The organism is Halomonas ramblicola (assembly GCF_030409215.1).
GTDB lineage: Bacteria > Pseudomonadota > Gammaproteobacteria > Pseudomonadales > Halomonadaceae > Halomonas > Halomonas ramblicola.
Genome location: NZ_JAUFPL010000017.1, coordinates 391568 through 405001, shown reverse-complemented (window position 1 = coordinate 405001; position 13434 = coordinate 391568). Strand labels below are relative to the sequence as shown.

The 13434-nt window shown below is 68.4% G+C and carries 14 protein-coding genes; 5 read left to right on the top strand and 9 right to left on the bottom strand.

Annotated features, from left to right (window positions below; translation table 11 throughout):
- Positions 1 to 5 precede the first annotated feature (5 nt).
- The gene (gene ycaC, locus QWY80_RS06270) at positions 6 to 638 is read right to left on the bottom strand and encodes an isochorismate family cysteine hydrolase YcaC (protein ID WP_290229861.1); all 633 of its coding nucleotides are present in this window, start codon (positions 636 to 638) and stop codon (positions 6 to 8) included.
- A 73-nt stretch (positions 639 to 711) separates the two neighbouring features.
- The gene (locus tag QWY80_RS06265; RefSeq protein WP_290229859.1) at positions 712 to 1581 is read right to left on the bottom strand and encodes a pirin family protein; all 870 of its coding nucleotides are present in this window, start codon (positions 1579 to 1581) and stop codon (positions 712 to 714) included.
- Between the two features lie 270 nt (positions 1582 to 1851).
- On the opposite strand from QWY80_RS06265, the gene QWY80_RS06260 reads away from it, so the two are divergent.
- The 3 genes from QWY80_RS06260 (at position 1852) to QWY80_RS06250 (ending at position 3607) form a co-directional block, all read left to right on the top strand.
- Positions 1852 to 2799: a LysR substrate-binding domain-containing protein gene (locus QWY80_RS06260; protein ID WP_290229858.1), complete on the top strand. Its 948-nt coding sequence runs from the start codon at positions 1852 to 1854 to the stop codon at positions 2797 to 2799.
- Positions 2800 to 2977: 178 nt separating this feature from the next.
- Complete coding sequence (locus QWY80_RS06255; RefSeq protein ID WP_290229857.1) at positions 2978 to 3163, top strand: hypothetical protein; 186 nt, start codon at positions 2978 to 2980, stop codon at positions 3161 to 3163.
- 183 nt (positions 3164 to 3346) lie between these two features.
- On the top strand, positions 3347 to 3607 hold the full coding sequence (locus QWY80_RS06250) for a hypothetical protein (RefSeq protein ID WP_290229856.1): 261 nt from the start codon (positions 3347 to 3349) through the stop codon (positions 3605 to 3607).
- Positions 3608 to 3610: 3 nt separating this feature from the next.
- On the opposite strand, the gene QWY80_RS06245 is transcribed toward QWY80_RS06250, so the two are convergent.
- The 7 genes from QWY80_RS06245 to QWY80_RS06215 form a co-directional block, all read right to left on the bottom strand.
- The gene (locus tag QWY80_RS06245) at positions 3611 to 4717 is read right to left on the bottom strand and encodes a pyridoxal phosphate-dependent aminotransferase (protein ID WP_290229854.1); all 1107 of its coding nucleotides are present in this window, start codon (positions 4715 to 4717) and stop codon (positions 3611 to 3613) included.
- Between the two features lie 161 nt (positions 4718 to 4878).
- Complete coding sequence (locus tag QWY80_RS06240) at positions 4879 to 5223, bottom strand: Na+/H+ antiporter subunit G (RefSeq protein WP_290229853.1); 345 nt, start codon at positions 5221 to 5223, stop codon at positions 4879 to 4881.
- Entirely contained in the window at positions 5220 to 5489 is a 270-nt protein-coding gene (locus QWY80_RS06235; protein WP_290229852.1) for a K+/H+ antiporter subunit F, read from the bottom strand. Before QWY80_RS06235 ends, QWY80_RS06240 begins: the two co-directional genes overlap by 4 nt.
- On the bottom strand, positions 5486 to 5992 hold the full coding sequence (locus tag QWY80_RS06230; RefSeq protein ID WP_290229851.1) for a Na+/H+ antiporter subunit E: 507 nt from the start codon (positions 5990 to 5992) through the stop codon (positions 5486 to 5488). The genes QWY80_RS06235 and QWY80_RS06230 overlap by 4 nt, the downstream gene beginning before the upstream one ends.
- Positions 5989 to 7512 (bottom strand): monovalent cation/H+ antiporter subunit D, encoded by a 1524-nt coding sequence (locus QWY80_RS06225; protein WP_290229850.1) that lies wholly within the window; start codon positions 7510 to 7512, stop codon positions 5989 to 5991. Before QWY80_RS06225 ends, QWY80_RS06230 begins: the two co-directional genes overlap by 4 nt.
- Positions 7509 to 7847, bottom strand: a complete 339-nt coding sequence (locus tag QWY80_RS06220; protein WP_290229849.1) for a Na+/H+ antiporter subunit C — start codon at positions 7845 to 7847, stop codon at positions 7509 to 7511. The genes QWY80_RS06225 and QWY80_RS06220 overlap by 4 nt, the downstream gene beginning before the upstream one ends.
- A complete protein-coding gene (locus QWY80_RS06215; protein WP_290229847.1) occupies positions 7847 to 10639 on the bottom strand; it encodes a monovalent cation/H+ antiporter subunit A in 2793 nt (930 codons plus the stop codon). The genes QWY80_RS06220 and QWY80_RS06215 overlap by 1 nt, the downstream gene beginning before the upstream one ends.
- A gap of 299 nt (positions 10640 to 10938) precedes the next feature.
- On the opposite strand from QWY80_RS06215, the gene QWY80_RS06210 reads away from it, so the two are divergent.
- Positions 10939 to 12201, top strand: a complete 1263-nt coding sequence (locus QWY80_RS06210) for an ArgE/DapE family deacylase (protein WP_290229846.1) — start codon at positions 10939 to 10941, stop codon at positions 12199 to 12201.
- A 126-nt stretch (positions 12202 to 12327) separates the two neighbouring features.
- Entirely contained in the window at positions 12328 to 13401 is a 1074-nt protein-coding gene (gene dctP / locus QWY80_RS06205; RefSeq protein WP_290229845.1) for a TRAP transporter substrate-binding protein DctP, read from the top strand.
- Positions 13402 to 13434: the final 33 nt, after the last annotated feature.

Sequence of the window (13434 nt, the reverse complement as noted above, 5' to 3'; positions counted from 1 at the left end):
GGACCTCAGCGCTGGTGCGCCAGGCTCTGCTGCTCGTAGCTCTGCATCAGGTTGGCATAGGCCGGCAGATGACCGGCCAGCAGGCCGCCGAAGCCCTCGATGTCGTTGCGCCAGTCGCGGTGCAGCTCGCAACCGACCCCAAACCAGGTCATCAGCTGGGCCCCGGCCTGGGACATGCGGTCCCAGGCGGCGTCGCGGGTGGTCGGATTGAAGGTGCCGGAGGCGTCGGTGACCACGAACACCTCGAAGCCCTCCTCCAGGGCCGAGAGGGTGGGGAAGGCCACGCACACCTCGGTGACCACGCCGGCGATCAGCAGCTGCTTCTTGCCGGTGGCCTTGACCGCCGCCACGAACTCCTCGTTGTCCCAGGCGTTGATCTGACCGGGGCGGGCGAAGTAGGGGGCGTCGGGGAAGGTCGCCTTGAGTTCCGGCACCATGGGCCCGTTGGGGCCATCCTCGAAGCTGGTGGTGAGGATGGTCGGGATCTCGAAGAACCTGGCGATGTCGGCCAGGGCCAGGACGTTGTTCTTGAAGTCGTCCGGGCTGAAGTCGCGCACCAGCGAGAGCAGCCCGGCCTGGTGGTCGACCATCAGCAGGGCGACATCGTCCTTGTTCAGGCGGTGGTAGGTGTAGGACATCTCGTCTCTCCTTCGCTTTCTCGGATGAAGCGCCCGGCGCGGTTGCCGGGCGCGGGTGGCCGCGGCCATGCCGCTAGCCATGCAGGGTGCCGAACTTGCCTTGCTGGAAGTCGGCGAAGGCCTGGTGGATCTCCTCCTCGCTGTTCATGACGAAGGGGCCATGGCCCACCACCGGCTCGTCGAGGGGCTCGCCGCCGAGCAGCAGCAGCCTGGCGTCGTTGTTGGCCTCCAGGCGCAGCGCATCGCCCCGACGCTCGAAGGCCACCACCGCCTCGTCCCGTACCACGGCGTCGCCGTTGACCTGCACGGTGCCCTCGAGTACCACCAGCAGGCTGGTATGCCCCTCGGGCACCGCCAGCGAGACCTCGCCGCCTGCCTGCAGGCGCAGGTCCCAGACGTCGATCGGCGTGAAGGTATGGGCTGGCCCTCGATGGCCCCGATACTCGCCGGCGATCACGCGCAGCTCGCCGGCCCGTCCCGGCAGCGAGACTCGTGGGATCTCGGCGTCGAGCAGGGTCTGGTAGGCCGCGGGCGCCGACTTGTGTTCGGCCGGCAGGTTGACCCATAGCTGCACCATCTCCAGGGAGCCGCCTCGCTCGGTGAAGGCCGGGGAGTGAAACTCCTCGTGGACGATGCCCGCCCCAGCGGTCATCCACTGGACGTCGCCCTCGCCGATGCGCCCGCCGCCGCCGCTGGAGTCGCGATGCTCGAGCTCGCCGCGGTAGACCAGGGTCACGGTCTCGAAGCCGCGATGGGGGTGCGCCCCCACGCCGCGGGGCCGGCTCGCCGGCGTGAAGTCCTGGGGGCCGGCATGGTCGAGCAGCAGGAAGGGGCTCAGGTGGTCGGCGCCCAGGCGGTCATAGGAGAACAGCGAGCGGACGGGGAAGCCGTCGCCGACCCAGTGGCCGCGGGGGGCACCGTAGATGCCGAGAATCTTCTTCATGGTGTGGCTCCTGTTCGAGTGGGGGTGTTGGCCCGATGCGGAAAGCCTACGCTTTGTCTGAAAACTGCCTGCGCTCGTCCATACGACGTTAAAAATCGGCTCAAAGTACTCATTTACAGCTCGTAAACTCCGTCTTTTCGCCAATTTTTGCCTTGTCTGGCCATCGCTCGCCGACTTTTCAGACGAAGCTTAAATTGGGAACGTTGGCAGCGGTAGAGGCTATGATTCACACTCATCGTTCCATTTTCAGGACGATTGGGTGGGCAGTCCATGCAGGATCTCAACGACCTCTACTACTTCGCCCAGGTGGTGGAACACGGTGGCTTCGCCCCGGCCGGCCGGGCCCTGGGCCTGCCCAAGTCGAAGCTGAGTCGGCGTATCGCCCAACTGGAGGCGCGCCTGGGGGTACGATTGCTCAACCGCTCGACGCGCCACCTCTCGGTCACCGAACTGGGCCGGGCCTATCATCGCCACTGCGTGGCCATGCTGGTGGAGGCGGAGGCGGCCGATGAACTGATCGAGCGCAACCTGGCCAAGCCGCGAGGCACGGTGCGGCTGAGCTGCCCGCCCAGCCTGCTGCACTACCTGATCACGCCGCTGCTGGTGCGGTTCATGGCGCAGTGCCCCGATGTGGAGGTCCAGGTGGAGGCGACCAGTCGCCGGGTGGACGTGGTGCGGGAGGGCTTCGACATGGCCATCCGGGTACGCTTCCCGCCGCTGGAGGACAGCGACCTGGCCATGAAGGTGCTGTCGAGGAGCCCCCAGCGGCTGATGGCATCGCCCGGGCTGTTCGAGGAGCGAATGCGGCCGAGCGTGCCCGGGGAACTGGCGGGGCTACCGAGCCTGGACTTCGAGCAGGTCGACCGGCAGCACCTCTGGGCGCTGGACGGGCCGGATGGCGCGACCGCCCAGCTCCGCCATCGCCCGCGGTTGGTCACCGACAATGCCGAAACCCTGCACCAGGCCGCCCTGGCGGGCCTCGGTGTGGTCAAGCTGGCGCTGCTGGTGGCGGGCCAGGACCTGCAGGCGGGGCGCCTCGTCGACGTGCTGCCCGGCTGGGAACCGCGGGGCGGCATCCTGCATGCCGTCTTCCCCTCGCGGCGCGGCGTGTTGCCGGCGGTCCGGGCACTGCTGGACTTCCTGGGGGAGAACATCAACGAGGTCGATTTCACCACCCCGACGGGGCCGGACGCGGACGGTCAGGAAACGGGGGCGTGAGGAGCGGCTTCAGCGCGGCGGAGAGGATCGGCAGTCGACGGTGGTGCGACATGCCCGAGCCTGGCTACTGTCGCAACATGGATACGCCGGTGTCGTCGACCTGCCACATGGGTGGCGCCCGGCCAGTTCGCTAGAATGCGCACAGTGTTCTGAAACCCGAGTGCCCCCGGAGGATCCCATGAATCGACGCCTGCTGTTTCCCATCGCCCTGGTCGCGGCCACCCTGGTCATGGCCGGCTGCAGCTATACCCCCGCGCGTATCAGTTCCGAGCCGCTGATCGTCATCGACGACGACCGCGGTGGCCCGCCGGCGCGCCGTGGCGGTTTCTGTCCCCCCGGGCAAGCCAAGAAGGGACGTTGCTGAGACACGACGCTGTGCGTCGCGAGATTGCACCGTCTTTCCTTGCTGGTAACTGGCCGGCGAGCGGGGCGGGTGATTTACTTATAGAACGCTGTTCGATCCGCCCGCCCGCAGAGGCCTTCAGGAGGCGAGACGAACCGGGGACGAAGGGGGCTCATACACCGAATGCCTTGCGAGGACATCTCCATGAGGACTCCCGTGCGACTGCTGATGATGGTCCTGGTGGCCACGACCTTGACCCTGGCCGGCTGCAGCTATACTCCGGCGCGACTGGAGACCCGTCCGTTGCTGGAGGTCGATGGTTACGACCGGCATCGCCACTATCGCGGCGACGATCGCCACTACCGTCATCGCCACCGCCACGAGCGGCGGCACTATCATGATCGTCGCGATCATCGCCGCGGCGGGTTCTGCCCGCCTGGGCTGCGGATGCAGGGCCGCTGCTGAGCCTCACCCCTCCTTCAGGGCCCGCTCCAGGATCGCCAGCCGGCCCGGCACCAGGGCATCCTCCACGGCGGTGATGCGCAGCACGTGACCCAGCGCCGGGTCGGCGGGCCGCGCGATCAGCTTGCCGTCGTCGAGCAGGGCCTGGTGCACCCGGCCGGCCAGCTCGGCGCCGGGCAGGCGCAGGCCGACGAAGTTGGTGGCGCTGGGCAGCACGTCGGCGCCCAGCTCGCGCAGATGGGCAGCCAGGCGTTCGCGGCGCTCGCGCACCGCCGCCACGTGGGCGCGGACCTCGTCGGGGTGGTCCAGCACCACCTCGGCGGCGGCCTGGGTCAAGGTCGAGACCGCGTAGTGGATCCGCACCTTCATCATCACCGCCAGCGTTTCCGGCTCGGCGATCGCGTAGCCGACCCTGAGCCCCGCCAGGCCATGGGCCTTGGAGAGGGTGCGCAGGCGTACCACCCCGGGCAGTATCCGCCGCCCGAACTCGCCATCGGCATCGTCGCGGAAGTCGTGATAGGCCTCGTCGAGCAGCAGCCAGCAGTCGTCCGGTAGCTCCCGGCGCAGGGCCTGCACGTCCGCGTCGGTGTGCAGGTGGCCACCGGGGTTATCGGGGTTGGCCAGATAGACCAGCCGCGCGCCTTCGTCCCGGGCGGTGGCGGCCAGCGCCTCCAGGTCGGGAGCCAGGCGGCTCGGCCCCTCGTCGTAGGGAACCTCCAGCAGCCGGCACCCCTGGCCGCGGGCGAAGTAGCCGAAGGTGGGGTAGGTGCCGGCGGTGCCGACCAGGGTGTCGCCCGGCTCGACCAGGGCACGCAGCGCCAGGGCGATCAGGCTGTCGGCGCCGGCGTCCACCAGCATGGCCTCGATGGGGATGCCCTGCTGCTCGGCGATACGCCGGCGGATGCCCAGCGCCTCGGCGTCCCCGTAGCTGTAGACATGGGCGGCCATGGCATCGCCGAAGTGGTCGCGCAGGGCGCGATGGGGCATGTCCAGCCCCTCGTTGGAGCCCAGCTGATGGGGGATCTCGCGGCCCAGCCGGCGCTCCAGCACGCGCACGCCGGGGAAGGGGTTGGTGGGACCGTCGCCGGTCAGGTAGTCGGGGAAGCGGGGCATCCTGTTCTCCAGTCGATGTGAACCATGAAGCCACCGCTTACCCTAGCAGGCTTTGTGCCGTGGATGGACCCGCGCGGGCGCGGGTCCAGGGCGATCGCGGACAGGCGCCTCGCCAGGGGCTGTCCCCGGTGCCGCTCGCTTCGAGTCACGGCGTTCGTCCCCTACCGTTCGGGCATGTTGCGCGTTCGTGGCACGCCCTTGAGGCGTCGGCGCAGGGCCGCCTTGGCCATCATATGGGCGCTGACCGGGGCGGTGGCGAACAGGAAGATCGTCACCAGGGCCTCCTGGACGGAGACGCCCTCCTGCTGGTGGCTGAAGAACAGCAGCGAGCCGATCAGCGTGCAGCCGACGCCCAGCGTGCTGGCCTTGGTCGGCCCGTGCAGGCGCATGTAGAAGTCGGGCAGCTTGGCCAGGCCCCAGGAACCGATCAGCGCCACGATGGCCCCGAACAGCAGGAAGCCGGCGACCACGAGCTGCATGAACCACGGCATGTCGATGCTGGTCATTCGATGACGTCCCCCCGCAGCAGGTACTTGCTCATGGCCACGGTGCCGACGAAGCCCATCAGGGCGATGAGCAGGGCCAGTTCGAACAGCACGCCCAGCCCCATCCAGATGTCCGACAGCACGATCAGGGCGATGCCGTTGATCATCAGGGTGTCCAGCGCCAGGATCCGATCGACGATATCCGGCCCGATGGCCAGGCGATAGAGGTTGAGCAGTGCGGCCGCGGCGAAGAGCGTCAGGGCGATCGGTATGACGACGGCAATCATCGGAAGATCTCCCTCAATGGCTGTTCGTAGCGTTGCTTGATCCCGGCGATGGCGTCGGCCTCGTCTTCCAGGTGCAGGGCGTGGACCAGCAGGGTGTTGGCCTTGGCATCGTAGTGGATCGATACCGTGCCCGGCGTCAGCGATATCGTGCTGGCCAGGATGGTGATGGCGAAGTCGTCGTCAAGCTCCACGGGGTAGACGAAGAAGCCCGGCTGCAGATGGCGCGCCGGTCGCAGGATACGCAGCGCCACCACCAGGTTGGAGCGCAGGATGTCCACCAGCAGTACCCCGGCATAGCGCAGCAGGGGCAGGGGGTGCTTGACCTTCGCCCGCTCGGGCCAGAAGTCGTGGGTAACGAAGGGAATCGCCACCCCCAGGGCCAGGCCCAGCAAGATATGCGACACGTTGAACCGGTTGACCATCAGCAGCCACAGCAGCGCCAGGAACAGCGAGAAGAGTGGATGCGGCAACCAGAACTGACGCGAGCGGAGCAAAGGACTCACGGTGCTACCTCCCTGTCCAGGTGGATGCCCTCCGGCAGCATGGCGGCGATATAGGCGTGCGGTGTCAGCAACTGCTCGGCGGTCAGCTCAAGATAGCGCATCACCGGCTCGCCCATGGCCGCCAGGGCGCCGTTGAGGGCGACCATCAGGCAGACCAGCGCGAGACAGCCACGGTCCAGCGTACGCGGCTCGGCCAGGCTTCCTGGCCGCCAGAACCAGCTGCTGCCGGTGCGGCTGACGGCGATGAGGGTCAGCAGGGCCGCGGCCAGCAGCACGCCCCACAGCCAGAGCCCCCGGGGCTGGAAGGTGGTCGCCTGCAGGATCCAGACCTTGCTGACGAAGCCGCTGAAGGGGGGCAGGCCCACCATGGCGATGGCGGCCACGAAGAAGACGCTGCCCAGCAGCCAGCGGTGGCCCATCGGCGCGACCACGGAGAAGCGGTCGTATCCCCGTTCGCGCTGCTGACCCAGCAGATCCGCCAGCAGGAAGAAGACGGCGGCCATGCTGGTGCTGTGGATCAGGTAGAGCAGGGCGGCACCGAGGGTCGCCGGGGTCACGAAGCTGATGGTCGCCAGCAGGGTGCCCACCGACAGGATGACCAGGTACGCCGTCAGCGTGCGCAGGCTGTCCGAGCCCAGCACGCCGATGCCGCCCAGCGCCAGGGTGAGCAGCGCCAGCGGCCACAGCCACTCCCAGGCGGTGGCATTGACCGGGTTCTCCCCCAACCCGAAGACCAGCAGGAAGACGCGCAGGATGGCGTAGACGCCGACCTTGGTCATGATGGCGAAGAGCGCCGCGACCGGGGCGCTGGAGGCCGAGTAGGCGCGCGGCAGCCAGAACAGCAGCGGCAGGATGGCGGCCTTGATGCCGAACACCACCAGCAGCACCATGCTGGCGGCGGAGAGCAGCGGCGCATCCGCCGACGGCGCGGCCGCGACCCTCAGCGCCAGGTCCGCCATGTTGAGGGTGCCGGTCAGGCCGTAGAGGGTGCCCAGCGCGATCAGGAACAGGGCGGAGCCCACCAGGTTGATGATCACGTAGTGCAGCCCGGCGCGGCTGCGCGCCCTGCCGCCGCCGTGCAGCAGCAGCGCGTAGGAGGCGATCAGCAGGATTTCGAAGAACACGAACAGGTTGAACAGATCGCCGGTCAGGAAGGCGCCATTGAGGCCGGCCAGCTGGAACTGGAACAGGGCGTGGAAATGGGCACCGCCGCGGTCGATGCCGCGACTGGCATAGAGGAGGCAGCACAGCCCGAGGACGGCGGTCAGCGTCAGCATGATGGCGGCGAGCCGGTCGAGGATCAGCACGATGCCGAAGGGGGCCGGCCAGTCGCCCACATGGTAGAGGTGATGGTCGCCCGTTCCGGCGGCGTGCAGGCCCCACAGGCCAAGCAGCGTCAGGCCGGCGGTGCTGGCGATGCCGACCAGGCGCTGCAGCCCGGTCGGGGTCCGGTAGAGCAGCAGCAGGCCGGCGCCGGTCAGCAGGGGCAGGAGGATCGGCAGAATCAACGCATGGCTCATGACCGGTCCTCGTCGGGGTCTTCCCCGTCCACGTGGTCGTTGCGCAGCTCGACCGCCGCCTTGAGGGCCAGCACCACCACGAAGGCCGTCATCGCGAAGCCGATCACGATCGCCGTGAGGACCAGCGCCTGGGGCAGCGGATCCGCCGGGTGCTCGGTGAGGCCGATGATGGCCGGGGCGCCGGTGGCCAGGCGTCCCGAGGCAAACAGGTAGAGGTTCACGGCGTGGGAGAGCAGGGTCAGCCCCAGGATGACCGTGAAGGTGCGGGCGCGGAGCAGCAGGTAGACGCCGCAGGTGGTGAGGATGCCGAGCGTGATCGCGTAGAGCAGCTCCATCAGCCGATCTCCTTGCCGGGGCCGGCGACCGTCATCAGCTTGCCGAGGTTGGCCAGTATCAGCAGGGTCGCCCCGACCACGGTGGCGTAGACGCCCAGGTCGAAGAGCATGGCGGTGGCCAGTTCGAGCTCGCCGACCAGCGGCCAGTGGACGTGGTCGTGGGCCGAGGTCAGGAAGGGATAGCCGAACGGCCAACTGCCCAGGCCGGTGAGGGTGGCGATCAGGATGCCGGCGCCGATCAAGGGGCGAAAGGCGGTCAGCATGCGCTCCTGGGCCCAGACCAGCCCGCCCGACATGTACTGCAGCGTCAGCGCCACGGCGGTGATCAAGCCGGCGATGAAGCCGCCGCCGGGCAGGTTGTGACCGCGCAGGAAGATATGGGCCGAGACCAGCAGGGCGATCGGCAGCACCAGCCTGGCCACGGTGCTGAGCATGATCGGATGGGGTTCGGCGACCCAGTGTCTCGGGTTGGTGTCGACCACCCGCTCCTTGAGGTGCAGGTCGCGGGTGAAGGCGAACACCGCGACCGCGGCGATGCCCAGCACGGTGATCTCGCCGAGCGTATCGAAGCCGCGGAAGTCCACCAGGATCACGTTGACCACGTTGGTGCCGCCACCGCCGGGCAGGCTGTTGGCCAGGAAGAAGGCGGAGATGCTGTCCGGGGGGCGTGTCAGGATGGCGAAGCTGAAGGCCGTGACGCCGCCGCCCATCAGGCCGGCGATCGCCAGGTCGCGGGTCATCCTCAGGGGTGAGGATTCCTTCGGCGATTGCTGGGGCAGGAAGGAGAGCGCCAGCATCATGATGACCACGGCCATCACCTCCACCATCAACTGGGTCAAGGCGAGGTCCGGGGCCGAGAAGCGGGCGAAGGCGACGGTGACGAACAGGCCGGTCACCCCCAGCAGCAGCAGGGCCGGCAGCCGGTGGTGGTGGAACACCGCGACACCGGTCGCCGCCAGGCAGAGCAGGGCAGCCGCCACAGCGGTCAGCGGGTCGAGCGGCGTCATGGGCACGCCGCCGTGCCATGTCGGCACCGCCAGCAGGTCCCAGCCGACCAGGACGATGACGGTGATCATGATGAACGTCAGGTAGCGCTGCAGGGAGCCGTTTTCCAGCTGGTAGACGCGCCGTTGCGAGAGCGCGATGGACCAGCGCATGATCCAGTCGAAGATCTCCTTGGCGTCGACCTCCGGCAGACGGGCGTGCAGGCGGAACAGGGGGTCACGGATCAGGTAGAACAGCGCCCCGCCTGTCATCGCCGTCAGGCTCATGGCCATGGGCAGGGCGCCGCCGAGCGCGTTGAAATCGACGGCGGGCATGGCGGCCTGCCGTGACGCCATGACCGCGGGGTGAACCAGCTCCCGGTAGATGCCCGCCGGCGCCAGGCCGACGTACAGCGAGGCCAGGGCGAGCAGCGCGATCGGCGTCAGGGCGGCCAGGCGCGGCTCCCGCGGCGGCCAGGTGGGCAGGTCGACGGGCCTGCCGTTGAAGTAGACGTTGTGGAAGATGCGGATGGAGTAGGCCATGGAGAACAGCCCGGCGAGCGTCACCCAGACGGGGATCACGGCGACCGCCCAGCCGGGCGTCGTCACCAGCAGGCTCTCGCTGAACAGCAGCTTCTTGCTCAGGTAGCCGCTCATCAGCGGCAGCCCGGCCATGGCCGCGGCCGGTATCGCGGACAGCGCCATCAGGGTGGGCATGAATCGCCACATGCCGTTGATACGCCGCATGTCGCGGGTGCCGGTGGCGTGATCCACGTAGCCGGCCATCATGAACAGCGGTGCCTTGAACAGGGCATGACACACCAGGTGGAACAGCGCCGCCGCCAGCGACAGGGGCGTGCCCAGGCCGAGCAGCAACATGATCAGGCCCAGGTGGGAGACGGTGGAGTAGGCCAGCAGCCCCTTCATGTCGTGCATGAACATGGCCACGAAGGCCCCGACCATCAGGGTCAGCATGCCGGTGACGGTGACCAGGTGGAACCACAGCTCGGATTCCGCCAGCGCCGGATGGAGGCGGACGAGCAGGAAGAGTCCGGCCTTGACCATGGTGGCGCTGTGCAGGTAGGCGGACACCGGGGTGGGAGCCGCCATGGCATGCGGCAGCCACAGATGGAAGGGAAACTGTGCCGACTTGGTGAAGGCGCCGAGCAGGATCAGGTTGAGGATCAGGCCGTAGTGCTCGTGCGCGCGCAGCCTGTCGCCGGCCTGCAGGACCTCGCTCAGCTGATAGCTGCCCACCACCTGTCCCAGCAGGACGATGCCGGCCAGCAGCACCAGCCCGCCGCCGCTGGTGATCACCAGTGACATCCGGGCACCCCGCCTGGCCGCCTGGCTGTCGGCATTGAAGCCGATCAGCAGGAAGGATACCAGGCTCGTCAGCTCCCAGAAGACCAGCATGAACAGCAGGTTCTCCGCCAGCACGATGCCCAGCATCGCGGCCATGAACATCAACACCAGACTATGGAAGCGGGCGGCGGAGGCGCTGCCTTCGAAATAGTAACGCGCATACAGGATGATCAGGCAGCCGATGCCGGTGATCAGCAGGGCGAACAGCAGGCCCACTCCATCGAGACGCAGGGCGACGTTCAGCCCCAGGGACGGGAGCCAGGTCAACTGCCGGACGATGACCTCTCCGTTCATCACCTGCGGCAGCCAGGCCAGCAGCAGGGCCAGGCTCGTGGCGGCGGGAAGGGCCGTCATCAGCGCCAGGTGGCGGGGCGCGCTGCCACGACAAAGCGCCGGAAGGCTTGCCCCTATCAGCGGTATCAGAATGATGAGTGCCAGCGCCATAGGGACTCTTCTGTCTATCCGTCATGAAAAGGAACGAACAGAAGGGGTCTATACCGATGCCCCGCATGAATCACTATAGCGGCGTCCCGTGCCGAGAGGCCGGCCGTCGTCAACGGGCGTTTAAACTGACCGGAGCGCCGGCCCGTCCCATGCTCAGATCCCCGGTGAAGGGGCCAGTACCTTAGTGCGTCTATGGGTTGTCCTTGCGTTGTCAGGTTTCCCCACGGCGCCATCGACTACCCTGACAGGATGGAAGGGGCCATGTGATTGAGAGGCGCATCGGGCAGGCACGGAGACGGATGATGATGCTACGCGACCATGAGCAACGAGTACTGGAGCGTTGCGATGCCCTGTTCGACCGCACCCTGGATCTGCTCCGGGAGCTGGTGGCCGAGTACAGCGTGCTGGGCGAGGAGGCCGGGGTGCTGGCGACCATGCAGCGCTGGTTCGAGCGACTGGAGCTGCCGGTGGAGCGGGTGCCCCTGGACGACCCCGGGCTCGCCGCTCACCCCTGCCACGCCCCGGTGGACTGGCCCTGTGCGGGCCGCTACAACCTGGTGTCGGCCCTCAACCGCGACGCCGGCGGCCCTCACCTGGTGTTCAACGGCCACCTCGACGTGGTACCGGCGGAGCCCATCGACACCTGGACGCGGCCCCCCTGGGAGCCCTGGGAGGAGGACGGTTGGCTCTACGGCCGCGGCGCCGGCGACATGAAGGCGGGCATCGCCGCCATGGTGATGGCGGTGGCCGCGGTACGCGAGGCCGGTGTCGCCCTCGACTTCCCGCTCACCCTGCAGACGGTGATCGAGGAGGAGTGCAGCGGCAACGGCGCCCTGGCCTGCATCCAGCGCGGCCACCACGGCGACTTCGTGCTGATTCCCGAGCCCTTCGGCGCGCGGCTCTACACCGGCCAGGTGGGCGTGGTGCGCTTCCGTATTCGCGTCGACGGGGTGCCGGCCCATGTGCTGGACACCGCCGCAGGCAGCGACGCTATCGACACCATGCTGCGGCTGCTGCCGGCACTCAAGGCCCTGGAGGAGGAGCTCAACGCTGAGCGCACGGCCCCCTACGATAGTCACGCGCATCCCTTCAACCTCAACGTCGGGCGCCTCGAGGGCGGCAACTGGGCCTCCAGCGTGCCGGCCCACGCCATCGTCGAGGGCCGGCTCGGCTTCGCCCCGGGCGTCTCCCCGGCGACGATCATGCAGCGGCTGCGCGATGGCGTGCGGCGCGCCCATGCCGAGCAGGGGCTGCCCGGGGGGCCACCGCGGGTGGACTTCCCCGGCTTCCGCTCCGAGGGCCACCTGGTGGACCTCGACAGCCCCGGCATCGCCCTGCTCGGCGACTGCCATCGGGCGCTGACCGGCAAGCCGATCGAGCCCTACCTCTCCACCTGCACCACCGACCTGCGCGCCTTCCACGTGGCCGGGGTGGCCGGCACCTGCTACGGGCCGGTGGCCGAGCGCATCCACGGCATCGACGAGCGGGTCGACATCGCCTCGATCCGCCACGTGCTCAAGGCCTATGCGCTCTTCCTGTGCCGCTGGCGTGACAGCGCTTGAGTTGCGCTCCACGCCGTGGCAGGCAAGCGGGCCCGGCGCTTTCGTCCTAGGCTCAGGGCAGGGTGGTACCTGTGTGCCGCCGTTCCCTCGAGCCAGACAACGACAAGTGATAAAGAGGCAAGCGTGATGCACAAGACGACCTTCCCCCGCCTGGCCGCCGTGGCGGCGCTACCCCTGGCCATGGCCGCCGCCCAGGCGCAGGCGCAGTCCACCGAGATGGCCATCTCTACATTGCTGCCCGAGGACATGACCAACAACGAGGTCTACCCGGCACTGGTGCACTTCAAGAACCTGGTCGAGACGCGCACCGGCGGCGAGGTGACGGTGAACATCTTCGGTGGCGGCCAGCTGGGGTCCGAGGTGGAGACGGCCTCCGAGGTGCAGGGTGGCCGGACCCTGCAGTCCACCATCATCACCACCGGGGCCATGTCCTCCTTCTACGACGACTACCAGCTGATGACCGCGCCCTTCCTGTTCGACAACTGGCGCCAGGCCTGGGCCTTCTTCGACAGCGAGTGGTTCGCCGACTTTATGTCGGGGACCATCGAGGAGGCCGACATGCGCTACCTCGGCACCTTCGACGACGGCGGCGGCTTCGTGGCCTTCACCAACAACGAGCGGCTGATCGAGACCGTCGAGGACCTCGAGGGGCTCAACATCCGCACCGAGGAGAACCCCGGCCACGTGGCGATCATGAAGGCGCTGGGGGCCTCGGCCACGCCGCTGCCCTGGGGCGAGCTGGTGACCGCCCTGGAGACCGGCCTGGCCGATGGCCAGTTCAATGCGCCGGTGCTCAACACCACCTTCAACTTCGACGAGGTGACCGACTACACCACCCTCACCGGCCACGTCTACAACAGTGCCGCCTGGCTGGTCAGCGAAGCCTGGTTCCAGGAGCTCACCGAGGAGCAGCAGGCGGCGATCGTCACCTCGGCCCGCGAGGCCATCGCGCTGAGCCACGGCATGTCCGGCGCCCTGGCCACCGCCGGCTGGGAGGAGTCCTGCGAGCGCTTCGAGGCATGCCACATCATGCCGCCCGAGGAGCGGGCCCGCATGGCGGAGATCGCACGGCCGGCATGGCGGGAGTGGATCGTCGAGGACTTCGGCATCGCCGCGGAGGACGTCGACGCCTTCCTGGCCGAGGTGGAGCGGGTTGGCGAGTCAGTCGCCGAGTCCGATGTGGCGGTCTACGGCCGCTGAGGCGGCGTCGGCCCCCTTCCTTCGACACGCGAC